The following is a 25,691-nucleotide window of genomic DNA, read 5'->3' on the forward strand; positions in this document are numbered from 1 at the left end:
TCAGCGATACACCACATCTTCATACATAGGCGCTAACATCGCCAGAAATTCATTTTGTGCTGCAACAGGAACCTGTTGTTGCTGCATAGCTGCAATTAAATGATTGACCAGTGCATCAAAGTGCGCCTGAGTGATCTGAAACCCTGTGTGGCTTTCCTGCATAGAAACGCCTGTGTATTTGCAGGGGCCTCCCGAGAGTTCGCAAAACTGCTCTATCAACAAACGTCGAAATCTGGGGATATCGGTGTCTGCAAAATGATGCACTATGCTTTGATCGTGCTCAATGCCATACAAAACGCCATCGACAATTTTTTCAACGCCTGCTTCTGCACCTAAACGTTGGTACAAAGTAGTTTCTGGTTTTTGCTGGCAGGCGGTTAAGACTAAGGTCGCTATTAGCAGCAGGTATTTCACCATGTGCCCTCCACTGATAGATAAAAGCCGGTTTGTTCAGTGAGGCCCGCTATGTCACCTAAGTCGACATAACCCAAAACCACAGATGCATTTTTATTAATAAACCAGGCAGCAAATAAATCCCGCCAGTGTTGCTCGTCAGCAAAACCCAGTTGATTGGGTTTTTGCTTAAATTCAGCGCCAACAGCCAGATTGTAATTCAGCAGCAGCACAGCTGAGCTTTCAAACATCAGTTTACGAGTCACCTTCTGGCCGCCAAAACCTAACAAACCAGTTTGATGTGCCTCTGTTGAACGCACAGTGGTATTGAGTAACAGGTTGCGGCCCGCTATGGCATCAAAAAACACTTTAGTGGCGGCAATATAAAACTCATAGCCAGAATCATCACCAGCGCCTACAGCCGCAGGTAAAGCAAAGTCGCGGTTTTTCTTAAATTGCACACCCAGACTGATCTGTGGCATAGCCGTATACAATAACTCACCTGCCACTTTGTATTTGATGCCCAGAACGTCCTGACGCAGCTCACCGCCTATAGTGTCGAGACCGAGCTTTTGTCGGGCAAAAGACAGTTCCCACTGGTTGTTGAAACTGGCACCCACACCATAACTATCCAGCGTAAAATCATCCACACCCACCCGGGCGGCAAAGGTGTTGACTGACCACTCGTCACTGCTGCTGTAGCCGTTGATAGTGGCCCATGGCACTATGCCTCCGCCTGAATTGCCTTCAATGTTTGTCGCCCCTCCGGTGGCTATAACTTTGGAGCCTGCCATCAGGTTGCTGCTGGCTACTGCTAAACACAGCACCACTAAGATTTTTTTCATTCAGTTACTTCTTGTTCAAACCATTGAGAATTCTGTTCAGCAAACTGTTGAAGCCATTCGCTGAAAACTTCTGAAGTTAAAGGTTTAGAGAAAAAATAGCCCTGCACCGTATCACACTGATATTGCTGCAGCTTTGCAAGTCCTGCTCTGTTCTCCAAACCTTCAGCTGTTACTTTTAAACCTAAGCTATGAGCCAGTTGCGTGGTGGCGCTGACAATTAAAGCATCATCCTGATTGTGTTCAATGTCTTTAATAAAAGCCCGGTCGATTTTTACTTCATGCACCGGCAACTGCTTTAAATAGGCTAAGGACGACTGGCCTGTACCAAAGTCATCAATCGCCAGCTCGATACCCATATCACGTAGTTGGGTTAAAATCTGGATCACTTGTTTTGGATCCTGCATCACTGCACCTTCTGTCACTTCGAGTGCTAACACTGACGAGGGTAGTTGATAGTGTTGCAAAAGGGCGGCAATGTCCGCAGGTAACTGTGGGTTGGTTAAGTCATGGGCCGACAGGTTAACGGCCACAGTAATACGTTTCCCCTGTTGATACCAAAGGGCTAATTGAGCAACCACAGTGTTGAGCATCCATTCTGTCACCAGAGCTATATTGCCTGAGTGTTCAGCGAGTTTAATAAATTCATCCGGTGGCACAAAACCCAGCTCAGGGTGAACCCAGCGGATTAATGCTTCGGCAGAACTGCACTTTCTTTGGCCCAGCTCCACTTTGGGCTGATACACCACAAAGAGCTGGTTTTGCTGCAAGGCTGCGGGTAAGTCGCGCAAGATGGTCAATTCGCGCTGATGGCTTTCATCCTGACCTTGCTGATAAAAAGCGACCATTCCAGGCTGTTGTTTGGCATGGCTTAACGCAATATCCAGCCGTCGAATGGCATCGTTGGCATGTACGCTGCCGGGGGCAATATTGTAAGCGCCAAGTGACACCTGTAAGCTCAGAGGCGAATCAGCCAATAAATACCCTGAATGCAATTGCAGCCTTAACTGTTCTAATTGCGAGGCAGAAAGATGCTGGTTGTACAGCAATAAAAACTCATCTCCACCTAAACGGGCAACCAGCAACGGCGTGGGATTGAGTTGATTCAGGCGTTGCGCCATTTGCTGCAATAAGGAATCACCATTGGCGAAACCTAAAGCATCATTAATATGGCGGAAATTTTTTATATTCAGCAGCAATAAACCCACCTCCTCGGTGGGCAGCAGTTCGGCCAGCTTACGCTCGGCTGCGCCGCGGTTTTTTAAACCTGTCAGGGAATCATGTTCAGCCTGATACAGCAGCTCCGCTTCCCGGCTGCGGATATCCAGTTGCATCTTTTGTAAGGTATTTCCCAGCAAACCTATTTCACCTTTGGCTGCAGGTAAATCCTTTGTCGTCAGACCTTGACCTATCTGGCTGGCAAAGTCGGATAATAATCGTAAAGGCTGAGTAATACTGCGGGCTATCACAAAAGCCAACAGCAGTGCCAGGGTTAAACTCAAACCAAAAATGACCAGCAGTTGCTGACGAATTTGCTGGTAACTTTCTTGCCAGCGGGCACTTGGATAATGCAATACAGCCCAGAGCAATTGCTGTTGATCCAAGGCTAAAGCCAAAGATAAAAATTGGTCTTCGTTGCTGCTGAAAGGTTGTTGCTTTGTGTCCGCCAGATTAGGCAATAAAGGTAACAAGCTTTGTTGTGTCGTGGGTGACAGAGTGGAATGCAAGGTTTGATTGCCTCTGTCACTGTTGGTCGTAAAGCTGATATCCAGATCTGTGATACCTTTAATTTGCTCGGCCAATTCTTTGTTTAAACTAAAACCCATGCCAACCCAAGCTATGGTTTGCGGTGCTCTGACCGGGACAAGCACCAATTGGTAGGAACTGCCTGCCAATACCAGAATATCGTTGACAGTGCCGGACTGATTGCCTTTGCTCTGTAAAAATACCGGTTTTACATCTGCGTTTGTTAAATCTGTGCTGGTGCTGGTAAGTAAGTCCCCCGCAGGAGATAGCAGCAGCACCAGATCGGCATTGACTCTGCTGCCATGATTCTCAAGTACAGATAAAATAGTTTCTTGCTCAGCAGTTGCTACAGCACGGCGAAATCCAAAGTCGCTGGCCAGAATACTGACAGAATTCGTGAGCTGGCTGGCTCTGTTTTCCAGCGCCTGTATAAATACATTAGCTGCAACCCTTAATACTTGTTGGGCTTGCTGTTCACTGTCTTTTTTCATCGCATTTAAGGTGGCTAAACCACTGGCTAAAGCCAGAATGGTTAACAGACTAACAAGCGATACCACCAGGCGACTACGCAATGAATCGAACATTTGACCTCGTTGTGGCAGCAAATAGTGAATGCTGTCATAGTAGATAATAAAGGAAAATTTGAGAGTCAGGATATCGGCAACTACAACACTAATGCTCTCAATAGTGAACGCCAATGCTGCCGTGATGAAACCTTAGCAACAACTCAGAAAGGACTCAACTCTAAAGCGCCAAAACCAGAAAAAAACCTGACTTTTCAACTTCGTATTTAATACTATTGTTAGTAACGGAAGAGTTAAACAGAGGAGCTGTGAATGAAGGCAAAATGGGGACTGTGGTTTGTTGCACTGCTTTTCAGTGAATTTGTGTTTGCCGCAGAGTCTGAAGCCACAGGGCAGGAGCCTTGTGCCAGAGTAAAAAACCGGCCTTGTATCGCTTTAGTTCTGGGAGGCGGTGGTGCCCGTGGCGGCGCTCATCTTGGCGTGATCCGGCAACTGGAACAACAAGGCATACCTATAGATCTGATCGTAGGCACCAGCATAGGAGCCTTTATTGGTGGCCTGTATGCGACAGGTCATAGTCCGGATGAAATCCAGTCTATCCTCGATCATTTGGAGTGGAGTACAGGTTTTCGCGATAAAGTGCATCGTGATGAAATGCCGGTGCGACGCAAGCAGCAACAAGACCATTATCCTATCCGGCTGGGCCTTGGATTAGACAGTTCAGGCGTAAAAATTCCTAAAGGCGTGTTGTTAGGTCAGGCTATGGCTGAACTGATTCTGGAGGCCTATGGGGCTCAGTTAAATCATAGTCATTTTGACCAGTTGCCTATCCCTTTTCGTGCCGTGGCTGCAGATTTAACCAACAGAGAAACTGTGGTGATGAGTCAGGGCAGCTTATTGCAGGCTGTGCAGGCTTCTATGTCGATCCCAGGAGTGGTACGGCCTATGGAGCTTAACGGCCGGGTGCTGGTGGATGGTGGCGTGGCGAATAACTTACCTGTCAGCATTGCTAAAGATTTAGGCGCAGACAGAGTGATAGCTGTCGCTATTGATGCGCCCTTGCTGAGTAAAGAACAGCTGGATTCAGCTTTTGCCGTGACTGATCAGTTAACCAATTTTTTAGTGCGTCAGGTGGTCGACCAACAGATAGCTTTGTTAGGGCCAGAGGATTTGCTGCTCAATCCTGACGTGGCAAAAATTGGCACTCTGGATTTTGATCAGTTGCCTGCCTCCATCGACGCGGGTCGTGTCAGTGCACAACAGCAAGCCGCTGCATTAGCCAGTTTTTCCTATCCAGAGCATTTTCCGGACTGGCTGGCAGCTCACAGAGCAAAACAAGCGACCAGCATTCGGGTGGATCGTATTGAGCTGGATAATCAAAGCTTGTTATCTGATCAGGTCATATTGCACAGGCTGGCATTAAAAGAAGGCCAAAATTACAACAGTAAAAAACTCAAAGAAGGTTTGAGGCAGGTGTATGGCGTTGATACGCTGGAGCGGGTGTCTTTGCAACTGGAGCAAAATTCACAAGGTGAAGATACCACTTTAAAAGTTCGGGCCGTAGAAAAAGACTGGGGGCCTGGTTATCTGAATTTCCGTTTTACTATGGAAGATGATTTCCGCAATAACAGATATTACCAACTGGCGGCCTCTTACACCTACACTAACATTTCTGAGCTGGGTGCAGAGTGGCACAATGAACTGGCGCTGGGTACAGATAAGCTGGTTAGTTCTGAGTTGTATTGGCCTGTCTTTACACCTGCGACTTTTGTCAGCGTTCAGTTCATGCGCGATACCACTATTTTAGCTTTGGAAGATACTGAAGGGTTATCCTTAGGCGACTTATCCAATAAAGAAACGACATTGACGGCCAAAGCGGGCTGGAATTTGTCTGATCATGCCAGACTCAGTTCTGGCTGGACTGACAAAGATGGCTACTTTCGTATTCCGGTGTCCGGGGTGGACGAGTTGGGTTTTAACAAGCTAGGGTATCAGCGTGAAGGGCCTGTGCTGGATTTTGTCTGGGATCGACTGGATAACCCGGCTTTTCCAAGCAGAGGTTTTCGCATTAGTGCCAACTGGCAGTGGTTAGATGATACAGCTTTGGGCCAGACGTATCGAAGTCGTAGTCATGCTGTTGAAGTTTTGGCTGCCCGCAGCTTTTTTGAGCGCCATATTTTGCGAACCCGCTGGCGTCATGAAGAGTATACGCCCGGCGACCCTGATGTGGCAGTGGAACAATTTTCACTGGGGGGCTTATTAAATCTGTCCGGATATCCAAAAAACTATTTGTTTGGCAGTGAGGTGAAGTTTGGCAGTCTGGTGTACCTGTACAAAATGAGTGAAAACAGATTCAGTATCATTAATTCGCCTTTTTATCTGGGTGCTTCACTGGAAAAAGGTCTGGTGCATGGCAATATGATCCAGCTTGAACGTCTTGCCAATGAAACCGACTGGATTTGGGCCAGCAGTGTTTTTGCTGGCTGGGATAGTCCTTTTGGTCCTGTCTATCTGGGATATGGCCGGGCGGAAGACGACCTGAATGGCAAGGCGTATCGCTACTACTTATCTTTGGGGCACAATTTCTGATCAGAGGCGGAATAATGAACACTATCAGTGGCTGGTTAGTGGTGCTTTTGTGTTCTTTGCCTTGCCAGGCAAACTCAGGGCAAACAGAGTTGAGGGTAGGTCTGAGTCAAAATGCTGCACCGCAAAAACAAGGCAATACCCTTCATTTTGAAACTAAATTGTTTCGCGTTGCTGGTGCCGGATAAAGTGACGTTTTATCGGCGCTGGGCCGAAAAAGGGTTATCTGCTACTAAGGTGAAAAGTTTCGATTTGTTTCCAAAAGCTGAGCATAAAATTGGCTTTACGGATCAGAAGTTACAACAAGAGGTGAGTCAGTTGCTGCAAAAATGGCAGGATTCTGGCCGGGTTGCACAGCTGCAAAAACAAAGCCGGCAGTTCAATCCATCTTTGAATTAACTTGCTTCTTCAGTCAGTTTTTTTGCACTTTCTTTGATCAGTTGTTCTTTTTGTTTTTGCAGTATGTCCAGCTGAGCTTTTTCAGCGTCCGTCAGTTCGCCTTCTTTATTTAAAAGAGCTTCAATTTTCTTTTCTATTTCTTCCAGTTTTTTCCGGTCGATACCCATTTTGGCGTCCAGCACTTGTTGCATCATGTTGGCAAGCCGACTTGTATCTGGTAGCTGGTCATCTTCTTCATTTTGTTTGCTGGGTTCTTCAGACAAAGAGCTGCTGTTGTTTTTTGCCAGATGGCTGTAAGTCAAAGCAGGTTCTTGTTGTCCATCAGACAAGCTGACTTTGTCGGCATAAGGGTCTTCAATAAAGACTCTGTCTTTGCCAAAAGAGGGGGATTTCAATAGCTGACTATCCAGTCCAAGCGACTGTGTTGCACCAGAAATACTGAACATACGGATCTCCTGAGCTTTATGCTGTGGTCATGGACCTGACCTCTTACATAAACAGGAGCAAATTTGGTGCCAGAGTTGTTGTGCTTCAAAATGCAGAAAAAACCCGGATCATGGCACGAGGTGCGGCAAAAGCTGGCCGTTTTTCACCTCTTGTCAGATGAAGTTTGCCGCCAGCTTATAGGGTTAAAGCTGACTGCAACTGAATTGACGTTGATATTGACGGGGGCTTATCCCCAATTGCTTTTGAAATTGCTGGCGCAAGTTCAATGCTGAACCAAAACCTGTCAGATCACTAATTTGTTCTATCGAATGCTGACCTTGTTCCAGATAATGCTGTACCAGTTGCAAACGCTGCTGCACTAACCACTGCAGCGGGCTTAAGCCTGTACTAGCTTTAAAATGCCGATCAAAACTGCGTCTGGACATACCTGCTTTATTGGCCAGTTGTTCAATAGCTAAAGGTTGATCCAGATGTAATAAAGCCCAGTCCATAGTGGTGCTGAGTAAATTGGTTTTTTTCTGTAACGGCTGTGCGACAAACTGAGCTTGTCCACCTTCACGGTGAGCGGAAATGACCGCTCTTTTCGCCACCTGATTGGCGATTTCAAAGCCAAAATCCCGCCGTATTACCGCCAGACCTAAATCCAGAGCTGCTGCACTGCCCGCCGAGCAACCTATCTGGCCATCAAAACAATAGAGCACATTCTGTTGATACCTGCTGTCAGGGTAACGGCGCTGAAACTCATCGGCATATCGCCAATGAGTCGTTGCGGCTTTGCCTTTAAGTAAGCCAAGCTCTGCCAGCAAAAATGCACCTGAGCAGAATGAAATCAGCCGGACACCACGCTGATAAGCGGCCACTAACTGACTGCGTAACAGAGCAGGAGGTTCAGGCTGCGATACAGACCAGTTGGGGATTAAAATCGTATCGTAGGCTGTTAAATCCTGCACCTGCGGTACCAGCAATTGCAGACCGCCAGTTGCCATTAAAGGCCCCTTATGAAAACTGATGATATCGGTCTGATACCAGTTCGGGTATTCAGGCCGGCTCAGGGCAAACAACTCTGAAGCACAACCCAACTCAAAACTAGCCACGGCAGGGCCTAATAAAATAGCAACTTTATGCATAATGGCTGTCCGGTTTTTAGCTGATGGCTGAGATTGGCTTAATACTATCTTATTGTGTCTTTTCAGCCAATGGTGTGGGTGCTTTCAGTGAAGTAGAGTACTGCTGACGTTCATCAACGCTCGTATACAGGGCATGTAAACAGGAGTCAGCTTTATGTCATCTATGGTATCCAGGCCAGCGGCTGCGGGATCCGATCAGGCGGTTGCCCACTTTAGCGCTTTGTTGCAGTTTGAAACCGATTGCTGGGACTTGCACCATGCCATCAGCAATAAAAGGCAGGATTTTGTGTTGCTGGATGTTCGGGGAGAGGCCGCTTATCGGCAAGGCCATTTGCCTGCAGCTGTGTTGTTGCCACATAGCCGGATTTCAGCTGAAAGTCTGGCGCTTTATCCGGCCGATACTTTGTTTGTTGTCTATTGTGCCGGACCCCATTGTAATGGAGCAGACAAAGCTGCACTCAAACTGGCTCAGTTGCAAAGACCAGTCAAAAAGATGATAGGCGGAGTGACGGGGTGGCTGGATGAAGGTTTTGAATTGGTCTGTTAAACAGACCACCAAAACAACACATGACAAAACACAACCACAGTCGTCAGCTGATTTCTTAATCTATGATAAGCGGGGTTGTAATTTAACAGGCTGCCTTGCCAGAGTTCAATCAGCCGGACTGCGATAAAAGCAGCTGCAAGCACCAGAAGCTGGTGCTGTGGCAAAAGCAAGCTGCTAAACCAGCCAACCAGAGCTATGCTGACCACCCACACAGGCAGAGATGGTCCGGATTGCTGATAAAACACAGGCCAGAGTGCTCCAGCCATAAAGGCCAGGATGATCTGGCTGTAACTTTGGAATGCAGTAAAAGGCAAAGTAAAAGTTATAAGCTGAGGCCATAGTTGTAAAAACGTCAGGCCGATAAAAGGCACTAAGCCTGCATAACCTAAGATGTGGATCAGTTGCATAAAAAAATCTCAATGAAAGGCGAGAAATTCTTATACGCAGCAGAAGATAGAGCGGATGAAAAAGTAAAAAAAAGAGGGAGAACCACAAGGGTTTCCCTCATAAAAATCCAGGACAATCCAGGGAGTTAAAGCAACACATTGACAGGGTTCGCACTTAACTGGGGCTTATTATCCGGCTGTCCCGTGGCATTTTTATGACAAGTTGATAAAGCTTTCGCGACACTTGCCAAGCCGTCTGCTTTGCGGTTCACTGCAATCAGAAGCAAGCCAAAGCTATAGTGGGAGCCATCAATGTTAAAAAAGTATCTGCAGCAAATCCGTCAGGGTAAGCCTGTGCATTACGGTCGTATGCTGGAGTTGTTGCCTCCACTGTTTTATCAAAAAAAATCAGAGCTATTTAAAGTACGGCAATTGGGCTCAGGCCGTTGGCAAGTCAGTATTGTCTCTGAAGCATTGTTTCGTCAGCTTGAACAACAGGCGCTGCAGCCTGCATCACGCAAAGAAGCGGCTCAGATTGGTGATTCGCATCGGGTTAATACCTCTTTTGGTTATCAACTGGTGTATCACGAGGGGTGTCAGAACCGGCAACCTGAAGTGGTGGTGCTGGACGGCACCGACAAATTCCAGAGCTATCAGGCGAAAAGTAGTTTGCTGCTGATTGAAAATGAAGAATGTTTTTTCCGTTATCCACAACTAGTGCCGGTCTGTGGTCAGATGCTGGCGCTGGATTTTTCCTTGCACAACACTGATATTGGTTTTGCTTCTGGCAGCAAAGCCAGTAGTGCTTTGCTGATGCCCTTTTATCAGCAGTACCAACAGATTTATTGCGCCTTTGATTTTGATGCCGCAGCTTTAGAGCTGTTTGATCTATTAAAACAGCGGCTGGGTGACAAACTAATTTTTGTCACTCCTGCTGATTTCAGCCCCTGGCAGACGTTATTTAACAACAAACCCAAGCATCCGAATCAGTTAGCCAAAGCGATAGAGTTGGCTGAAAAACACCATTTCTACGGCTTGCTGGATGCACTACAGCAAAAAGGCTGCTTTTTAGAGCAGGAAGCGCTGTTAGAAAGCTAATGGCATGTTGTTCAGATCAACAAGGCCGACTGTATTTTTTAAATTTTTTGTTTTGATTGTCCCCTTTTAACCCGGTCGTGACTCTATCACTGTATTCACTATCAAAAAGGGGTAACACATGAGTTTCAGAATTTTGTTCATAGCGCTGTTCTGGTTCTGCAGCACTGCAACGGCTGAGCCACTGAAGTTAAATCAAATACAGTGGATTGGTTCACACAACAGTTATAAACAGGCTTTACCTGATGGAGTCAGTCACTACATGCAGCAGCAAGGTCAGGATACCTCGTCGTTGCAGTATCAGCATTTGCCGTTGCAGCAGCAACTGGAGCTGGGTTTACGTCATCTGGAGCTGGATGTAGTGGCTGACCCTGAAGGTGGTATGTATCTCAAACCTGCAGCAGAGCAATGGTTAGGTAAATCTTTGTTGTCGGCAGAACACAAAGCAAAATTACAGCAACCTGGCTTTAAGGCGTTTCATATTCCGGACCTGGATTTTGCCTCCCATTGCCCATTATTTCAGGATTGTCTGCGTCAATTACTTCAGTGGTCTTTACAGCACAAAAATCATTTGCCTGTGGTGATCCTGCTGAATGTAAAAGAAAGCGGCGTGGCAGGGGGCATTAAGCCACGAATTCTGACGACTGAGGATTATGCTCTGCTGGATCAGGAAATACGTGCCGTTTTGCCGGAAGATAAGCTATTAACACCGGATTTTGTCCGAAAGCCAGGCCTTAGCCTGCAGCAAAGCGTGCTGACTAAAGGCTGGCCAAGCTTGGCGTCTTCCCGGGGGCGTTTTGTCTTCTTGTTTGATGGGCAGCCAGAACAACTGGAATTGTACCGTAAGCAACATCCTTCTTTAGCCGGAAGGGTGATGTTTGGTAATTATCCACCTGCCAGTGCTGAAGCCGCTATGCTGCTGCAAAATCAGCCAGAGCAGCAGTTTGAAGCTATAGGGCAATTGGTCAAGCAGGGTTATATAGTTCGCACTCGCAGTGATGAATTTCATCCTACAGTTTATTCCACCGTAAGACGTGATACCGCATTACAAAGCGCAGCTCAGATTATTTCCACTGATTTTTACCCACAGGCACCCCAACAAAGCCCGGATGGCAAAGCGGTGCAATTTCCGGATCAAAGCCTGTGGCGCTGTCATCCACAATTAACTCAGGCCAACTGTGTTATTTCAGAATAATTGCCTGCAGTGTGCCAGTTGGGCCACAGCGCGGCTGATATGTTTTTTCAGCGCTGCTTCGGTCATTTTCAGCTCCAGAGCTATTTGTGCTCTGGGCTGATGATGCAAGCGGCAGCGGATAAAAACTTCACGGCGTAGCGGAGGCAACAGCAGCAACACCTGCTCTATATGCTGTATCTGTTGCTGCAGAACACTCTGAGCTTCAGGATCTGAGGCCGGATCTGTGCATTCCAATTCGTTGCATTCATCGGCGAATTCAGTTTTTGTGTGGTCAGGTTTAGAGTGATGAAAAACCAGATGCCGTGCCACAGTGATAGCATAAGCCAGAGGATTTCGTAGGTGATCAGGACTTGCATGACTCAGCAGCGCCATGATGGTTTGTTGGTATAGATCGGCTCTGTCTTGAGGTCTGTGCACTCTGGATCGCAGGTAACTTTGCAGTTGTGGACTGAGTTGCACAATGGAGTGATGAAGTTTGTTATCTGTATTCACTGCGATCTTTAATGGTCATGCTGTGCTGCAAGGAGAATTGCGCCACAGCATGACCCTTGTTTATGACATGCAGATGAAAGAGGCCAGTGACCTGTTAGTGAGTTGTTTTTGTCAGCACAGGTCGTTGCAAGCGCTGAAACAGCCAGCCAAGCAACACCAGGCTTAAACCTAAACCTATAAAAGACAAGGCTCTGAGTACCCCTGTTAAATCGTTTAAATCCACTACAAAAACTTTCAGCACCACAGCGCTTAACAACACAAAACCTGCTTTACGGGCTTGGGTTTTATTTTGCCATTGCGCCAGTAACACAGTGGCTATGGCAATTACTAAAAACACCAGCGAATAGCTGTATTGCTCGGCTACAGAGGTAGGTAAACTCAGCAGAATTTGCCCGTCCTGCCAGAAATGCCTTATAGCGCCAATCAGGTATAAAGTGCCGGTAGCCAAAGCTGCGTATAAGGCCAGTTTTTTCAGGCGGATGTTTAATGGCAAGCTGCTAAAAGCCCAGCATATCAAGGCAGGTAAACCCCATACCAACAGCAACAGGTTCAGTACTGGTACAGCACCTAAAGACTGTGTGTACCAGAACGGGTTTTCCATCACACTCAGTTTAAAATGTGCCAGCGCTACCAGAACCACTAAAGTGGACGCTGCAATACGATACAGCAAGGCTGTGCCACCTGCCTGAGCGCTGCGCCACTGATATACCCAGGCCAGCAGCAGCCAGTTAAAGGCCTGAATGCTCAGAGTGCTAAAGTTTATATAGCTAAAATCAACCACTGCATCATTGAGCCAGTACTGGGTTTGCACAGTGACAAATACGGCAACTAAATGTAATAAAGCGCCCTCCAGATAACTTCGCAGTGCTGTTGCAAACCACAAATACCAGCTCAGTGCAAAACAGATTAAGGCGGCGGGGTAGACTACAAAAGACCAGTGTAATCCCAGTAAAAGCTCATTCTCATAATGCCCCATCAGAGGTGCTGTGGTCAGGCGAATTAAAACTGCAGCAACAATCAGCTTTATCAACCAGTGTGGCACCGGCATCCTGAGTTTGATGCCCAATAGAGTCAGCAGTACCAGTTGAGCCGCTATAGCTAAAGTTAAGGCGGCATCGGCCAGCCATAAAGTGAAACATAAGGTCAGAGCAAAATTGGCTCCTGCCACCTGAATAAAAGCAGCTGCTTTGTGGCTGTTTTTTAGTGTCATCGCACTTTGAACTGCAACCAGCACTAAGGCCAATGCAGTCCAGAGCAGTTGCATCTGTTGCTGCACTTCAAGGTTTGCCTGAGAGTGACTAACCCCCAGGAACAACACAGGCAGGGCAGCCAAAGCGCTGCTCCATTGCAAACGTTCTGGCCACTTTAATGCCGCACTGATCAGTGGCAATGTAAATACAGCCACCAGCAGCAGATGTTGGTTTAAGCTGGTGCTGCTGAACGCATAAGGGTCTGAGGAGAAAGCCAAAGGTTGCAGCAACAGCCAGCATAAGGCGGGTATAAAACTAAGCCAAAGCAGTAGTTCTGATTTACTGTCCGTGGCGGCACAGCACTGCAGCAGCAAAATAAACACCAGCATGCCGCTAAAGCCTAAATAACCCGGAATATCGATAAGAGCGAAACATGCCAACAACAGCAAACCCAGTGCCAGCGTCAGTTCACGCTTGAGTGGCCACCACTGGCGCATTGGTTGGGGGCTGAATTGCAGATACTGTGCTTTAAAGCCGATGCGGGGTAACCAGACCAGCAACACAAAGCTGCCACAAAGTACCAGCCAGAAGGACCATAACTGCTCTGAAGTGGCGACCATCAAAGGGGTAAAGAGCCATACAAGATGAGCCGACATCGGCAACCACCAGAGCCATGCTCTTTTTACTTTTTGCTCCACCAGCACGGACGATGCAGTCACCAGCGAAATATAAGCCAGCAAAACTGGTATATTGCCTGAGTCTGTTGATACCAGCACTGGCACTGCATAAGCGCCAACAATACCTATCAACGCCAATAGCGGCCCTTGTCGTAAGGACAGCCAGGACGCCGTTAAAGCAATCACTGCCAATAGCGGAAAAGCAACAGCAGGACTAAGCATCTGATACCACTCGAGAGCGACCAGCACTGCTGCATAAAGGCTGATAAAACCGCCGCTGGACAAGGCAGCTGGTGCATAGTTGTTCAGCGCATGACCCTGACTGCGTTTATGCAGCCATTCACTGCCAATAATTAAAGCCAAACCAAAAGCCATACCGGACGCGATACGTAAAGCGGGCGATAACCAGCCTGCGTCCAGTGAATGCTTAACTAAAAAGATGCCACCTAAAGCCAGAGCCAAAGCACCAAGCCAAACCATGCCTCTTTTAATCAGTTGCTGCTCTATCCAGCCAGAGACAGCTGAAAACAGATCCGCAGAGGAGGAGCTGGTGTCAGGTGCTGGAACAGGCTGAGCTTGAGGAATGATAGCTAAGGGGTTTAATGGATTCACATCTGCTACTGGCTGGGCTATCGCTGCAGTTGCAAGTTCAGGCTCAGTCGGCAGTGCTGCTGGTGGGACTGACACACTTTGGCCCTTGAACTGTTTTTTCAGCTCTGCCAGTTCAGCTTTGATTTGGCTCAGTTGCAGCATTGCCCTGAGACCACAAAGAGCGCCAATGACGGCAATAAGACCAACTAAAACCATCAGACTTGTCATACATCAGGCCTGCAAATAAATAGATCAAAAGCCATCCGGACACTCCATTGTGTATAGCCAAGATAAGTGATTAACATCAAAGAAACATCAGCTTAAACCAGCTGAAGCAGAAAAGGAATGCAAAGGCGAGTTGGCAAAGGGATTAGCCGCGACTGAATGCCGCGGCCTGAACAGAGTATTAGCTGTTACGTTGTTTCAGCTCTTCTCTTAACGCTTTTAACTCGCGTTGAATGTCAGCCAGTTGCTGGTGCATCAGTTGCTGTTCTGCCTGCTCCGCTTTTTTATCTTCAGCCCGTTCGGCTGCATGCTCCTGATCGGTAAAGGTTTGCATGGTATTGACGATAATGGCGATAAAGAGGTTTAGCATGGTAAAAGTGGCTATTAAGATAAAAGGCACAAAAAAGGCCCAAGCATAAGGGAACTGCTCCATCACAGGGCGGGAAATACCCATAGACCAGCTTTCCAATGTCATCACCTGAAACAGCGTGTAGAAGGAAGCGCCAATAGAACCAAACCACTCCGGGAAAGCACTGCCAAATAACTTAGTGGCAATAACGGCAAAGACGTAATAAATCAGCAGCAATACCATCGCAATCGAGCCTAAACCCGGTAAAGATCCCAGCAGAGCCGAAACAACACGGCGCATTGAAGGGACGATCGACAATAAACGTAAAACCCGCAGCACCCTTAAAGCCCGCAGCACTGAGAACTGGCCGGTAGCAGGCATCAGAGCTATAGCCACTACGGCAAAATCAAACAAACTCCAGGAGTCTTTAAAAAAACTAAGGCGGTAGGCGAACATACGCAGCAGCAGCTCGATGACAAAAATCGTCAGCAAAATTTTATCCGCCAGCAGTATCACTGAGCCAAAGTCCTGCATCAGTGAAGCCGAAGTTTCCAGACCTAACAAAATAGCGTTGATTAAAATCAGCACTAAAATACCGTGGTTAAACCAAGGTGTCTCGACCAGATGCAGCACTTTTTGTTGCATGTTATGTGGTTTCATTTTTCCCTCATGACTAAAAAATTTTCCGCATTGTAGCTGCGTTCAGATGAACTTGGTAGCTGTCCTTAAACCGGCGTTACAGCGCTGTCAAAGGAATGACTTTTAGTGCTGGCCTGTATCTTGCTTTGGTACTACTTGAGTCAAAGAGGGTGAGGAATAAAGGGCAGAGTGTATGAAACTGGATAACAGCAATCTTTTTGAAACGTTAAGTCAAATCCGTTCGGGTCAGTACTCAGCTATGTATACAGCTGTAGCCAAACAAGAACCTCAATCTGTCACTGATCCAACAGGTAAGCCAGCAGACAATGCTAATGCTGAGGCGAAGACTTTAGTCTTTGACAATATGACTCGCAAGCAATTATCCGATTGGCTGACCAAGGGGCTGGACAGCGGTAAAATTCCGGCTGAGCAGGAGCAGGCGTTTCGGGTGTTGCTGTATTCAGGTAAAACTGAAAGCTCAGACGAGCAAGCCACTACGGATAACCAGGCTATAGATTTTACTGCAAAAGCCAAAGAGGCTTTAAGTAGCGCAGTGCAGCGCAATGATAAAAGCTCAGTTCTGTTTTGGGCCAATGCGATGGCGACTATGAATCAGTTTCAGGGCAAAGAAAAATAAGGCAGCAGTGACTGCCTTATCCGTTCTTTAATTAAAGGGCGACAATAAAGTCCGCAGTGCAGGTCGTAAAGCCAGCAATATTGTATCTTTCTGTAGCTCTGGATATAAAGTCCGACGGATTGCCAATCCACCTATCATGGCAAAAATAACATTGATGCGGGCATCCAGTTCTTTGTCTGTCGCATCTTTGACCAGACTGCGTTCTCCTGTCAGTAAGCGACGCATTCTTGCTCTGGCGTGAGTGTCAGATTGTTGCATCAAAAAGGCTACTTTTTGATTGCGGGCAGCTTCAGCCAGCATTTCCAGTTCCAGCGCATTTTTATCTTTGTCTATATGCCGTTCGACACCCTGATCGGCACCGTCCAGCATAATGGTCATCTGATCGCCTGGATCGTCTTCAAACTGTTGAAATACAGAAAACATTTCTTCCATATCGCGCTGAATAATAGCTTCGATAATGGCTTCTTTGCTGTCGAAATAATTGTAAATATGACCAGCGCTCATCCCTGCAGTTTTTGAGATCTCAGCCATGCCAGCTCCATGGTAACCTTTGCGACGGAAGCAGTCTGCTGCCGCGGTCAGGACCTGGTTTCTGCGTGCTTCTGCTAAAGCCGGATCTGTATGTCGTTTTTGTTTTTCTGTCATAGGGCACTCCAACGCCGGGCTTGAAAGCCCGGCGACTGCTTGTTATTCAACAGGACTGGTGTTGCTCTGCCAACCACCGCCGAGCACTTTATACAAACTAATCTGACTGGCAAGCAAAGCTTGTTGGCCACTGATCAGTTGTTGTTGTGCGCTGTACCAGGAACGCTGAGCGTCCAGTACCTGCAGATAGCTGTCCACGCCCTGCTTAAAGCGTGCTTCGGACAAGGTAAAACTCTGTTGGTTGCTGTCAGCTAAGTCTTGCTGCGCCTGTAACTGCGCGGCATAACCTTCGCGATCTGCTAAACCGTCAGACACTTCACGAAAAGCCTGCTGGATTTTTTGCTGGTAGGTGACTAGTGCCACTTGTTGCTGTGCTTCTGCTACATCCAGATTGGCCTGAGTGCGACCCATATTAAAGATCGGCAGGTTGATGGACGGAATAAAACTCCAGCTACCCGAACCACCTTTAAACAGATTATCCAATTCAGCCGAGGCCGAGCCTGCATTAGCCGTTAAGCTGATGCTTGGAAAAAATGCTGCTTTGGCGATGCCTATATTGGCATTGGCTGCCAATAAGTCATGCTCTGCTGCTTTCAGGTCGGGTCTTTGCTGCAATAGATCCGACGGTAAACCCGCTGGCAATTCAGGTAACTGCACTACTTTACTCAGCGGCTGATCCGGCAAAAGTTCTGCAGGCACTTGTGTGCCTGTCAGCAGATCCAAAGCGTTTTTATCCCGTTGCAACAGTCGCTGATAGCGTGCTATATCCACTTTGGCTGTAGCTACAGTGCTTTTCACTTGCTGCAATGTTAAAGCTGACGCTGCGCCTAAGTTGTAGCTTTGTTCAGTCAGTTCCAGAGTTTTTTGCTGGCTGCGCAAAGTATGAGTCGCCAGCTCCAGTAGCTGCTGATCTGCTGCATAGGTCAGCCAGGCATTAGCAAGCTCTGATACCAGACTGATCTGGCTGCTCAATTGTGCCTGCTCTGTCGAATACAGCTGTTGCAAGGCTTGTTCAGACTGATTACGCACCTTGCCCCAGAAGTCCAGCTCATAGGAGGTAATACCCACTGTAGCGCTGTATTGCTGATTAATTTGCGCAGTGCCTGTACCTGTTAAATCGGCAGGTAAACGCTGGCGTGTGCCTGAGGCATTTAAATCCAGCGAAGGATACAAAGCTGAGTCTTCAATCTGATACAAAGCCCGGACCCGCTGTACATTTAACGCAGCGATTTGCAGGTCTTTGTTGTTCGCAAGGCTTAGCTCTATCAGTTGCTGTAACTTAGGGTTACTGAAAAATTGTTGCCAGTGTAGCTTTGAAGCCACAGTGCCAGAGCCTTGCGCTGCTGATGCATAAGCATCAGGCACAGGGAGTTCAATTGCCTGCTGTTCTGGTGCCATTTGGCAGGCACTGATTACCAGCATAGCCAGAGCGCTTAAACTTAAAGATCTTAATTTCATTCGGCTTTCTCCTGTGCCTGATGTTTGCCCGGGAATACACGGCGAACCAGCACAAAAAACATCGGCACAAATACCACCACCAAAACAGACGAAGCTAAAGTACCGCCTATCACTGAAATACCAAGAGCGTTCTGGGCGCCAGAGCCTGCACTGGAAGCTATTGCCAGAGGCAACACACCACAGATAAAGGCCAGAGACGTCATAATGATAGGGCGCAGACGTAAGCGCACTGCTTCAATAGCTGCTTCGACCAAACCTAAACCTTGCTCCATGCGGTGGATAGCAAACTCCACTATTAAAATGGCGTTTTTCGAGGCTAAACCTATAGTGGTTAACAAACCCACCTGCAGATAGATATCGTTCGACAAGCTGGCAAGCATTGCAGCTAATGCAGCACCAAATACACCTAATGGCACTATCATCATCACAGCTGCTGGCACAGACCAGCTTTCATACAAGGCTGCTAAACACAGGAAAACTACTAATAATGACAAGGCATACAACATAGGAGCCTGACCACCACTTAAGCGTTCCTCATAAGAAATGCCTGTCCATTCGTAGGCAAAACCCGGTGGTAATTGCTTCGCCAGTTTCTCCATTTCATCCATCGCCTGACCTGTACTGTAACCAGGTGCGGCAGCGCCCTGAATTTCCATTGAGGAAAAACCGTTGTATCGTTCCAGACGAGGCGAACCATAGGTCCAGTGTGAGCTGGCAAAGGCAGAGAAGGGCACCATCTCTCCCTGACTATTGCGTATATACCATTTGGTTAAGTCTTCAGGCACCATGCGGCTTTCAGCTGTACCTTGCAGGTAGACTTTTTTCACCCGACCACGGTCAATAAAGTCATTGACGTAGCTGCTACCCCAGGCTGTTGCCAGCGTGCTGTTGATATCAGCCTGACTGACGCTTAGCGCTTCAGCTTTAGCTAAGTCGATATCCAGTTTCAGCTCCGGCATATCTTCCTGACCATTAGGGCGCACACCTGCAAGCACAGGGCTTTGTGCCGCCATACCTAACAACTGATTACGGGCCGCTAACAGCTGATCGTGACCTAAACCAGCTCTGTCCTGTAAGTGCAGGTTAAAACCGTTGGCAGTACCAAGTTCAACTACAGCTGGTGGCGGGAATGCAAAGACAAAAGCTTCTTTGATGGTGGAGAAATAGCCCATGGCTTTGCCAGCGACAGCACCTACAGATAAATCATCACCCTGACGTTCATCCCAGTGTTTTAAATTGACAAAACCTAAGGCTGCATTCTGACCAGAACCAGCAAAGCTGAAGCCTGTGACGGTAAAAATAGACTTCACCGCTTCGCCTTGTTCCTGCAGGAAATGGTTTTCCATTTTCTCTACCACTTTCAGCGTTTGTTCAGTGGTTGAACCTGCTGGCAGCACCACCTGATTAAACAAAATACCCTGATCTTCGTCTGGTAAAAAAGCCGAAGGCAACTGGCTGAAAATGTACACCATGCCGCCAAAAATCAGCGCATAACATAACAAGTAGCGTTTGCTTTGCTTGATCATACGGCTGACAAAGTTTTGCGTGCCTTTGTTGGTTTTATCAAAACCACGGTTAAAACCAGAGAAAAACTTACCTAATACAGAGCTGTCGTCATGCACATGGCTTGGCTTTAATAAAGTGGCACACAAGGCTGGTGTCAGAATTAAAGCCACCAGCACTGACAAGCCCATTGCAGAGACCAAAGTGATAGAGAACTGACGGTAAATCACACCAGTAGAGCCGCCAAAAAATGCCATAGGAACAAAGACGGCAGATAACACCATAGCGATACCTACTAAAGCACCTTTGATTTCATCCATGGATTTACGGGTGGCTTCAAGCGCAGATAAGCCTTCTTCGGTCATAACCCGTTCGACGTTTTCTACCACGACTATGGCATCATCGACCAATAAGCCTATCGCCAGTACCATAGCAAACATAGTCAGGGTATTAATGGAATAACCAAAGGCCGATAAGATGGCAAAAGTACCCAGCAATACCACAGGCACAGCTATGGTTGGAATTAAGGTTGCGCGGAAGTTTTGCAGGAACAGGTACATCACCACAAAGACCAAAACCACAGCTTCAATTAAGGTATGTACTACTTTTTCAATCGACAACGAAACAAAAGGTGTGGTGTCGTAGGGCACCACAGCTTTTAAGCCAGCGGGGAAAAAGGGTTCCAGATCGGCCAGCGCTTTTTTCACGCCTGATGCAGTATCCAGAGCGTTGGCACCACTGGCCAGTTTTACACCAATACCTGAGGCGGGTTTACCGTTAAAACGGGCCACAACACCGTAGTTTTCGCCACCCAATTCCACTTTGGCTACGTCAGCTAAGCGCACCACAGAGCCGTCGCTGTTGGTTTTTACCAGTATTTCGCGGAATTGTTCAGGGGTTTGCAAACGGCTTTGTGCTGTGACTGTGGCATTTAATTGCTGGCCTTCGATGGCAGGCATGCCGCCTAATTGTCCGGCAGACACCTGAGCATTCTGCGCGCTGATCGCGGCGCTGATATCGGCTGTGGTCAGTTTATAGTTTTGCAGTTTGGCCGGGTCTAACCAGATACGCATCGCATACTGAGAACCAAACAGCTGCACTTCACCTACGCCATTGACACGAGAGACTATGTCCTGCACGTTTGACGCAACGTAATCGCCTATGTCGATGTTCGTCATGCTGCCGTCTTCTGACACAAAACCAGCCACCAACAGGAAGTTACGTGCAGACTTGGCTACAGATACACCCTGACGCTGCACTTCTTGCGGTAACAGCGGAGTGGCCAAAGCCAGTTTATTTTGCACCTGAACCTGAGCTATGTCCGGATCGGTTTCTGCACTGAAGGTCAAGGTTAAAGTCACGGAACCATTGGACTCAGAAGTGGATGACATATACATCAGTCCATCCAATCCTTTCATCTTTTGTTCTATCACTTGCGTAACCGTATCTTCCAGCGTGCGGGCTGAAGCTCCCGGATAGCTGGCACTGACACTAATAGCTGGCGGTGCTATGGATGGATACTGCGCTATGGGCAAAGACTGGATGGCCAATATACCGACCAGCATCACCACTATGGCCAGCACCCAGGCAAAAATCGGCCTGTCGATAAAAAATCGTGACATGAAAATTCTCCGTTGGCGTTACTGTGGGCTGGCTTGAGCTGCTGAATCGGCAGGAACAGCCTGAACCGGTGCACCCGGACGTATTTTCTGCAAGCCTTCAACAATCAGCTGATCGCCTTCATTTAAGCCACTGCTGACCAGCCAGTCAGAACCTATAGTGCGGTCAGCCTGCAAAATACGAGCTTCGACTTTGCCTTCTTTGCCAATCACCATGGCAGTGGCTTCGCCTTTACTATTGCGGCTGATGCCACGTTGTGGTGCCAGAATAGCCTTGGCTTTTACGCCTTCCACTACTTCTGCCCGCACATACATACCCGGCAGTAATAACTTTTCAGGGTTAGGAAACTCTGCTCTTAAGGTGACAGAGCCTGTACCCGGATCCACTGTCACTTCTGAAAATTGCAAGGTGCCTTTGTGTGAGTAAACTGAGCCATCTTCCATTTTCAGTTCAACGACGGTCTGAATGGCAGCATCTGAACCTAAAGCACCAGAGGCCAGCGCTTTTTTCAGTTGCAGCATCTCGTTGCTGGATTGAGTCAGGTCGACATAAATTGGGTCCAGTTGAGTCACAGTAGCCAAAGCTGTACTTTGATTGGCACTGACTAAAGCACCTGCAGTGACCGCAGACTTACTGATCTGGCCGCTGATAGGAGACAACACCTTGCTGTAATTTAAATCAATCTGGGCAGTTTTTAACTGAGCCTGAGCTGTCAGTAAATCAGCCTGAGCTTGTTTATAGCTGGCGTCAGCTTCATCAAACTCCTGCTGACTGACGGCTCTGATTTTTAACAATTCGGTATAACGACCGGCTTTGGCTTTACTGCTGGCGATACTGGCCTGAGCTCGTGCTACAGCTGCTTTTGCGCTGGAGAGCTGAGCTTCAAAGGTCGCAGGATCAATTTGATACAAGGCCTGACCAGCTTTCACTTCACTGCCTTCGGTAAATAAACGTTGCATGACGATACCGTTCACCTGAGGACGGATTTCGGCAATTTGCGAAGCGGCAACACGGCCAGGTAATTCTTTGGTCAGGGTAAGGGCCTGACTTTTCAGAGTGACCACACCAACAGGTATGGCCTGTGCAGCAGGTGCTGCAGTTTGTTCAGCCTGGCCACAACCGGCCAAAGCAACAGAGCCCGCCAGGGCTGTTAAGGCAAAAAATACAATGCGGGAATGCTGCATCTTTAAAATCTCCATTTAGAGTGAGCGTTCATTCTAAGTTGTTTTTCCGTATTTTGCCAGCTCACTTTGTCGCCGTTTTGCAGGTTTTTGTCGTGAAAAGTGGATTGAGGTGCAGGAAAAACAAGCTTTGTTATTTCAGATCAAGAGACTGCGGGCTTCAGTCTTTTACACTTTGCTTAATTTTGTTGCAGGGGAAATAATGATGGACTTAGCACCACAGCTTTTATGGTCTTCCGATTTAATACAGAAGTATTCTGTCAATGGACCACGTTACACCTCTTACCCTACGGCTTTATCTTTAGTGCCGGACTTTCCGGCTTCAGCAGTGCAGGCGGCTTTGGCAGGTTCTGCTGCAGAGCTTTGCTTGTATCTGCATATCCCGTTTTGCCAGCAGCTTTGTTATTACTGTGGCTGCAATAAAATAGTGACCCGCCACAGCACCAAAGCTGATTTGTATCTGTTGGCGCTGGAACAGGAGATAGGGCTGTATCAGCATTTATTAGCAGAGAAGACTATTTCGCAGCTGCATTTAGGCGGTGGCACTCCAACCTTTTTAACTGAAGAGCAATTGTCATTATTAATGCAGCTGCTGCGTCAGCATTTTGTGTTTCAGGCTGATGCAGAGCTGTCGATAGAAATAGATCCACGCAGTTGTACTCTGGATAAATTGGCGCATCTGCGTGAACTTGGTTTTAGCAGGCTGAGTTTTGGCGTGCAGGATTTTGACGAACAGGTGCAAGTGGCGATAAACAGAGTGCAAAGTGAGGAGCTGGTGCGGGTTTTAGTCTTGCATGCCCGGGCTTTAGGCTTTACCTCAATCAATCTGGATTTGGTCTACGGTTTGCCTTATCAGCAAACCACAAGTTTTGCGGAAACTCTGGATAAGGTACTGCAACTGGATCCGGACAGAGTGTCGTTGTTCAGTTATGCCCATATGCCGACCCGTTTTGCTGCGCAGCGTAAAATTCCAACCCAAAGCCTGCCACAAGGGGAAGATAAGCTCGCCTTGCTGCAATTAGCGATAGAACGTTTTAGTCAGGCGGGCTATCAGTGTATTGGTATGGACCATTTCGCCAAAGCCACAGACAAGCTGGCAATAGCTCAGCAACAAGGCAAATTACAACGTAATTTTCAGGGCTATACCACAGCAGGGCAGGATGCGTTGGTAGGTTTAGGCGTATCCTCTATCAGTCAGGTAAACGGCGTGATCTGGCAAAACCAGAAAGAGCTGAAACAATACCAGCAGCAATTAGCTTTAGGCCAATGGCCAGTGGATAAAGGGCTGAGTTTAACTCAGGACGATAAAATCAGAGCTGCTTTAATCAGCCAGCTGATTTGCCATTTTGAATTAGATATAGCTGGCTTTTGTCAGCGTTTTGGTCTGACGGACTTTTGGAATTACTTCGCTGATGTATTACCTAAACTGGAGCCGTTGCGCACCGATGGCCTGATCAGTTATTCCAACGATTATATTCAGGTGACAGCACCGGGGCGCTTGCTGGTGCGGGTTGTATGCGCCTGTTTTGATCGTTATCTGGCGACAAGTGACACTATGAGTTATTCCAAAGTGGTTTGATCCAACGCAAAACACTGAGCTGAGCAGGCGCTAAGATGCGGCTCATTTTTCTATTCTATGGGTTGCAGCGATGAATGCTCCGGAACTTTTATCCCCAGCGGGCAGTTTAAAGGCCATGCGAATGGCTTTTGCTTATGGTGCTGACGCAGTATACGCAGGTCAGCCGCGTTTTAGCCTGAGGGTGCGTAACAACGAATTTGATCTTGAAACTCTGGCTATTGGCATCTGTGAGGCTCATCAGCAAGGTAAAAAGTTTTATCTGGTGGTGAATATTGCGCCACATAACAGCAAGTTGCAGCGTTTTGTCGAAGATATGGCGCCAGCTATAGCACTGAAACCTGATGCGCTTATTGTGTCTGACCCCGGTGTAGTGTTTTTATTACGTCAGCATTTCCCACAGATCCCTTTGCATTTGTCGGTGCAGGCCAACACAGTCAATTGGGCGGCCGTGTTGTTCTGGCAGCAACAAGGTATAGAAAGGGTGATCTTATCCCGTGAGCTGGCGCTGGAAGAAATAGCGCAAATCCGCGAAAAAGTACCGGCTATGGAGCTGGAAGTGTTTGTGCATGGTGCGCTTTGTATGGCCTATTCAGGTCGTTGTTTATTATCAGGTTATATCAATAAACGGGATCCGAATCAGGGCGCCTGCACCAATGCCTGTCGCTGGTCTTATCAAAGCCATCTGGCTAAGGAAGATGAAGCAGGGCAATACAAGCCTGTAGCTTCAGCATTGCCAGATCCCGTGTTGGTGGAAGAACAAGGCAGGCCAGGAGAGCTGATGCTGCTGGATGAAGACGAGCATGGTAGTTATATTTTTAATTCCAAAGATTTACGCGCTGTGCAGCATGTTCAGGCGTTGGCCGCTATGGGTGTGCATTCGCTAAAAATAGAAGGCCGAACCAAGTCGCCTTATTATGTGGCCCGCACTGCTCAAGTGTATCGCCAGGCTATAGATGATGCGATGGCGGGCAAGGCTTTTGATTCAGCATTACTGCAGCAACTAAATGGCATGGCGAATCGTGGTTTTACCGAAGGCTTTTTGCGCCGTCATGTGCCTGCTGAGCTGCAAAACTATCAAACCAGCCACAGTGAAGGTGAGCAATTGCTGGTGGGCGAATTCAGCGGTGAAATCAACGCTCAGGGCCAGGCTTTAGTGCAGGTCAAAAATCGTTTTACCTTTGATGATCAACTTTTGCTGATGACACCAGCTGGCGTCACACCTGTGGTTGGCGTTTTTTATGCCGAAGATGGCTGCCAGTTGCTGGTAGCGCCTGGTTCTGGTTATCAGGTCTGGTTGCAGCTGCCTGATGGCGTTAGTCCGCACCATGCTTTTTTACTGAAACAGCAAAAAGCGCAGGTTCAACTGACCGGTGGGGAAAGTGCATGTCAGTGTGGATAGAAGCAGACTGTATTAATTGTGATCTCTGTGCCCCGGAATGCCCGAATACGGCCATTTACAGAGGAGAGCAGCAATATCAGGTCGATGCCGAACTTTGTACTGAATGTGTGGGTTTTTATAACAAACCTGCCTGTATTGAGGTTTGTCCGCTGGATTGCATTGAGTTTGTTTCTGCGTAAAACCGCAGGAAAGAGATTTTTTTAAACCATCCTCACTCTT

General features: G+C 47.6%; 24 protein-coding genes. 11 read left to right on the forward strand and 13 right to left on the reverse strand.

The window, feature by feature from the left end; all coding sequences use genetic code 11:
* From LSG37_RS04780 to LSG37_RS04790, 3 genes are read right to left on the reverse strand one after another with little or no spacing between them, the layout of a single operon-like run.
* Nucleotides 1–417 carry a group I truncated hemoglobin gene (locus LSG37_RS04780; protein WP_233078792.1) on the reverse strand — a complete coding sequence of 139 codons (417 nt, stop codon included), beginning with the start codon at nucleotides 415–417 and terminating at the stop codon, nucleotides 1–3.
* A complete protein-coding gene (locus LSG37_RS04785; RefSeq protein WP_233078793.1) occupies nucleotides 411–1,238 on the reverse strand; it encodes a DUF3034 family protein in 828 nt (275 codons plus the stop codon). The genes LSG37_RS04780 and LSG37_RS04785 overlap by 7 nt, the downstream gene beginning before the upstream one ends.
* Nucleotides 1,235–3,565: a bifunctional diguanylate cyclase/phosphodiesterase gene (locus LSG37_RS04790; protein ID WP_233078794.1), complete on the reverse strand. Its 2,331-nt coding sequence runs from the start codon at nucleotides 3,563–3,565 to the stop codon at nucleotides 1,235–1,237. The genes LSG37_RS04785 and LSG37_RS04790 overlap by 4 nt, the downstream gene beginning before the upstream one ends.
* A gap of 24 nt (nucleotides 3,566–3,589) precedes the next feature.
* Between LSG37_RS04790 and LSG37_RS04795 the strand changes: the two genes are divergently transcribed.
* The 4 genes from LSG37_RS04795 to LSG37_RS04810 are packed head-to-tail and all read left to right on the forward strand — an operon-like array spanning nucleotide 3,590 to nucleotide 6,490.
* The gene (locus tag LSG37_RS04795) at nucleotides 3,590–3,775 is read left to right on the forward strand and encodes a hypothetical protein (protein ID WP_233078795.1); all 186 of its coding nucleotides are present in this window, start codon (nucleotides 3,590–3,592) and stop codon (nucleotides 3,773–3,775) included.
* A 42-nt stretch (nucleotides 3,776–3,817) separates the two neighbouring features.
* Complete coding sequence (locus LSG37_RS04800) at nucleotides 3,818–6,094, forward strand: patatin-like phospholipase family protein (RefSeq protein ID WP_233078796.1); 2,277 nt, start codon at nucleotides 3,818–3,820, stop codon at nucleotides 6,092–6,094.
* Between the two features lie 14 nt (nucleotides 6,095–6,108).
* On the forward strand, nucleotides 6,109–6,279 hold the full coding sequence (locus tag LSG37_RS04805; RefSeq protein WP_233078797.1) for a hypothetical protein: 171 nt from the start codon (nucleotides 6,109–6,111) through the stop codon (nucleotides 6,277–6,279).
* 1 nt (nucleotide 6,280) lies between these two features.
* Nucleotides 6,281–6,490, forward strand: coding sequence for a hypothetical protein (locus tag LSG37_RS04810; RefSeq protein WP_233078798.1), 210 nt, complete (start codon nucleotides 6,281–6,283; stop codon nucleotides 6,488–6,490).
* On the opposite strand, the gene LSG37_RS04815 is transcribed toward LSG37_RS04810, so the two are convergent.
* Both LSG37_RS04815 and LSG37_RS04820 read right to left on the reverse strand, forming a co-directional pair.
* Nucleotides 6,487–6,936, reverse strand: coding sequence for a hypothetical protein (locus tag LSG37_RS04815; RefSeq protein ID WP_233078799.1), 450 nt, complete (start codon nucleotides 6,934–6,936; stop codon nucleotides 6,487–6,489). The genes LSG37_RS04810 and LSG37_RS04815 overlap by 4 nt on opposite strands.
* Before the next feature lie 183 nt (nucleotides 6,937–7,119).
* The gene (locus LSG37_RS04820; RefSeq protein ID WP_233078800.1) at nucleotides 7,120–8,064 is read right to left on the reverse strand and encodes a helix-turn-helix domain-containing protein; all 945 of its coding nucleotides are present in this window, start codon (nucleotides 8,062–8,064) and stop codon (nucleotides 7,120–7,122) included.
* 154 nt (nucleotides 8,065–8,218) lie between these two features.
* On the opposite strand from LSG37_RS04820, the gene LSG37_RS04825 reads away from it, so the two are divergent.
* Nucleotides 8,219–8,611 carry a rhodanese-like domain-containing protein gene (locus tag LSG37_RS04825; protein ID WP_233078801.1) on the forward strand — a complete coding sequence of 131 codons (393 nt, stop codon included), beginning with the start codon at nucleotides 8,219–8,221 and terminating at the stop codon, nucleotides 8,609–8,611.
* On the opposite strand, the gene LSG37_RS04830 is transcribed toward LSG37_RS04825, so the two are convergent.
* On the reverse strand, nucleotides 8,608–9,018 hold the full coding sequence (locus LSG37_RS04830) for a DUF3429 domain-containing protein (RefSeq protein ID WP_233078802.1): 411 nt from the start codon (nucleotides 9,016–9,018) through the stop codon (nucleotides 8,608–8,610). The genes LSG37_RS04825 and LSG37_RS04830 overlap by 4 nt on opposite strands.
* A gap of 291 nt (nucleotides 9,019–9,309) precedes the next feature.
* On the opposite strand from LSG37_RS04830, the gene LSG37_RS04835 reads away from it, so the two are divergent.
* Both LSG37_RS04835 and LSG37_RS04840 read left to right on the forward strand, forming a co-directional pair.
* Nucleotides 9,310–10,095: a hypothetical protein gene (locus LSG37_RS04835; protein ID WP_233078803.1), complete on the forward strand. Its 786-nt coding sequence runs from the start codon at nucleotides 9,310–9,312 to the stop codon at nucleotides 10,093–10,095.
* A gap of 118 nt (nucleotides 10,096–10,213) precedes the next feature.
* A complete protein-coding gene (locus tag LSG37_RS04840; RefSeq protein WP_233078804.1) occupies nucleotides 10,214–11,287 on the forward strand; it encodes a Ca2+-dependent phosphoinositide-specific phospholipase C in 1,074 nt (357 codons plus the stop codon).
* On the opposite strand, the gene LSG37_RS04845 is transcribed toward LSG37_RS04840, so the two are convergent.
* From LSG37_RS04845 to LSG37_RS04855, 3 genes are all read right to left on the reverse strand, one after another.
* Nucleotides 11,279–11,779 carry an RNA polymerase sigma factor gene (locus tag LSG37_RS04845; protein ID WP_233078805.1) on the reverse strand — a complete coding sequence of 167 codons (501 nt, stop codon included), beginning with the start codon at nucleotides 11,777–11,779 and terminating at the stop codon, nucleotides 11,279–11,281. The two genes, LSG37_RS04840 and LSG37_RS04845, sit on opposite strands and share 9 nt — an antisense overlap.
* Before the next feature lie 94 nt (nucleotides 11,780–11,873).
* Nucleotides 11,874–14,465 (reverse strand): DUF2339 domain-containing protein, encoded by a 2,592-nt coding sequence (locus tag LSG37_RS04850; protein WP_233078806.1) that lies wholly within the window; start codon nucleotides 14,463–14,465, stop codon nucleotides 11,874–11,876.
* Nucleotides 14,466–14,643: 178 nt separating this feature from the next.
* Complete coding sequence (locus LSG37_RS04855) at nucleotides 14,644–15,471, reverse strand: ion transporter (protein WP_233078807.1); 828 nt, start codon at nucleotides 15,469–15,471, stop codon at nucleotides 14,644–14,646.
* A 172-nt stretch (nucleotides 15,472–15,643) separates the two neighbouring features.
* On the opposite strand from LSG37_RS04855, the gene LSG37_RS04860 reads away from it, so the two are divergent.
* The gene (locus tag LSG37_RS04860) at nucleotides 15,644–16,087 is read left to right on the forward strand and encodes a hypothetical protein (protein ID WP_233078808.1); all 444 of its coding nucleotides are present in this window, start codon (nucleotides 15,644–15,646) and stop codon (nucleotides 16,085–16,087) included.
* Nucleotides 16,088–16,114: 27 nt separating this feature from the next.
* On the opposite strand, the gene LSG37_RS04865 is transcribed toward LSG37_RS04860, so the two are convergent.
* From LSG37_RS04865 to LSG37_RS04880, 4 genes are read right to left on the reverse strand one after another with little or no spacing between them, the layout of a single operon-like run.
* Nucleotides 16,115–16,732, reverse strand: a complete 618-nt coding sequence (locus LSG37_RS04865; RefSeq protein ID WP_233078809.1) for a TetR/AcrR family transcriptional regulator — start codon at nucleotides 16,730–16,732, stop codon at nucleotides 16,115–16,117.
* Nucleotides 16,733–16,774: 42 nt separating this feature from the next.
* Entirely contained in the window at nucleotides 16,775–18,190 is a 1,416-nt protein-coding gene (locus LSG37_RS04870) for an efflux transporter outer membrane subunit (protein ID WP_233078810.1), read from the reverse strand.
* On the reverse strand, nucleotides 18,187–21,315 hold the full coding sequence (locus LSG37_RS04875) for an efflux RND transporter permease subunit (RefSeq protein WP_233078811.1): 3,129 nt from the start codon (nucleotides 21,313–21,315) through the stop codon (nucleotides 18,187–18,189). Before LSG37_RS04875 ends, LSG37_RS04870 begins: the two co-directional genes overlap by 4 nt.
* Nucleotides 21,316–21,333: 18 nt before the next feature.
* Nucleotides 21,334–22,497: an efflux RND transporter periplasmic adaptor subunit gene (locus tag LSG37_RS04880; protein WP_233078812.1), complete on the reverse strand. Its 1,164-nt coding sequence runs from the start codon at nucleotides 22,495–22,497 to the stop codon at nucleotides 21,334–21,336.
* Between the two features lie 199 nt (nucleotides 22,498–22,696).
* On the opposite strand from LSG37_RS04880, the gene hemN reads away from it, so the two are divergent.
* The 3 genes from hemN (at nucleotide 22,697) to LSG37_RS04895 (ending at nucleotide 25,651) form a co-directional block, all read left to right on the forward strand.
* Entirely contained in the window at nucleotides 22,697–24,073 is a 1,377-nt protein-coding gene (gene hemN, locus LSG37_RS04885; protein WP_233078813.1) for an oxygen-independent coproporphyrinogen III oxidase, read from the forward strand.
* Between the two features lie 70 nt (nucleotides 24,074–24,143).
* Nucleotides 24,144–25,472, forward strand: coding sequence for a prephenate-dependent tRNA uridine(34) hydroxylase TrhP (trhP, locus tag LSG37_RS04890; RefSeq protein ID WP_233078814.1), 1,329 nt, complete (start codon nucleotides 24,144–24,146; stop codon nucleotides 25,470–25,472).
* On the forward strand, nucleotides 25,457–25,651 hold the full coding sequence (locus tag LSG37_RS04895; protein WP_233078815.1) for a YfhL family 4Fe-4S dicluster ferredoxin: 195 nt from the start codon (nucleotides 25,457–25,459) through the stop codon (nucleotides 25,649–25,651). The genes trhP and LSG37_RS04895 overlap by 16 nt, the downstream gene beginning before the upstream one ends.
* The last annotated feature ends 40 nt before the right edge of the window (nucleotides 25,652–25,691 follow it).

Origin of the sequence: Rheinheimera soli (genome assembly GCF_021290985.1) — a bacterium.
In the GTDB taxonomy this organism is placed as follows: domain Bacteria; phylum Pseudomonadota; class Gammaproteobacteria; order Enterobacterales; family Alteromonadaceae; genus Pararheinheimera; species Pararheinheimera soli.

What these genes read in the sequence shown, in the direction of transcription:
- LSG37_RS04785 (WP_233078793.1), bottom strand. Translation starts at nt 1,238, where the DNA reads ATGAAAAAAATCTTAGTGGTGCTGTGTTTAGCAGTAGCCAGCAGCAAC.
- LSG37_RS04820 (WP_233078800.1), bottom strand. Translation starts at nt 8,064, where the DNA reads ATGCATAAAGTTGCTATTTTATTAGGCCCTGCCGTGGCTAGTTTTGAG.
- trhP (WP_233078814.1), top strand. Translation starts at nt 24,144, where the DNA reads ATGAATGCTCCGGAACTTTTATCCCCAGCGGGCAGTTTAAAGGCCATG.
- LSG37_RS04825 (WP_233078801.1), top strand. Translation starts at nt 8,219, where the DNA reads ATGTCATCTATGGTATCCAGGCCAGCGGCTGCGGGATCCGATCAGGCG.
- LSG37_RS04830 (WP_233078802.1), bottom strand. Translation starts at nt 9,018, where the DNA reads ATGCAACTGATCCACATCTTAGGTTATGCAGGCTTAGTGCCTTTTATC.
- LSG37_RS04875 (WP_233078811.1), bottom strand. Translation starts at nt 21,315, where the DNA reads ATGTCACGATTTTTTATCGACAGGCCGATTTTTGCCTGGGTGCTGGCC.
- LSG37_RS04880 (WP_233078812.1), bottom strand. Translation starts at nt 22,497, where the DNA reads ATGCAGCATTCCCGCATTGTATTTTTTGCCTTAACAGCCCTGGCGGGC.
- LSG37_RS04855 (WP_233078807.1), bottom strand. Translation starts at nt 15,471, where the DNA reads ATGAAACCACATAACATGCAACAAAAAGTGCTGCATCTGGTCGAGACA.
- LSG37_RS04805 (WP_233078797.1), top strand. Translation starts at nt 6,109, where the DNA reads ATGAACACTATCAGTGGCTGGTTAGTGGTGCTTTTGTGTTCTTTGCCT.
- LSG37_RS04835 (WP_233078803.1), top strand. Translation starts at nt 9,310, where the DNA reads ATGTTAAAAAAGTATCTGCAGCAAATCCGTCAGGGTAAGCCTGTGCAT.
- LSG37_RS04850 (WP_233078806.1), bottom strand. Translation starts at nt 14,465, where the DNA reads ATGACAAGTCTGATGGTTTTAGTTGGTCTTATTGCCGTCATTGGCGCT.
- LSG37_RS04815 (WP_233078799.1), bottom strand. Translation starts at nt 6,936, where the DNA reads ATGTTCAGTATTTCTGGTGCAACACAGTCGCTTGGACTGGATAGTCAG.
- LSG37_RS04790 (WP_233078794.1), bottom strand. Translation starts at nt 3,565, where the DNA reads ATGTTCGATTCATTGCGTAGTCGCCTGGTGGTATCGCTTGTTAGTCTG.
- LSG37_RS04840 (WP_233078804.1), top strand. Translation starts at nt 10,214, where the DNA reads ATGAGTTTCAGAATTTTGTTCATAGCGCTGTTCTGGTTCTGCAGCACT.
- LSG37_RS04895 (WP_233078815.1), top strand. Translation starts at nt 25,457, where the DNA reads ATGTCAGTGTGGATAGAAGCAGACTGTATTAATTGTGATCTCTGTGCC.
- LSG37_RS04870 (WP_233078810.1), bottom strand. Translation starts at nt 18,190, where the DNA reads ATGAAATTAAGATCTTTAAGTTTAAGCGCTCTGGCTATGCTGGTAATC.
- LSG37_RS04865 (WP_233078809.1), bottom strand. Translation starts at nt 16,732, where the DNA reads ATGACAGAAAAACAAAAACGACATACAGATCCGGCTTTAGCAGAAGCA.
- LSG37_RS04800 (WP_233078796.1), top strand. Translation starts at nt 3,818, where the DNA reads ATGAAGGCAAAATGGGGACTGTGGTTTGTTGCACTGCTTTTCAGTGAA.
- LSG37_RS04860 (WP_233078808.1), top strand. Translation starts at nt 15,644, where the DNA reads ATGAAACTGGATAACAGCAATCTTTTTGAAACGTTAAGTCAAATCCGT.
- LSG37_RS04780 (WP_233078792.1), bottom strand. Translation starts at nt 417, where the DNA reads ATGGTGAAATACCTGCTGCTAATAGCGACCTTAGTCTTAACCGCCTGC.
- hemN (WP_233078813.1), top strand. Translation starts at nt 22,697, where the DNA reads ATGATGGACTTAGCACCACAGCTTTTATGGTCTTCCGATTTAATACAG.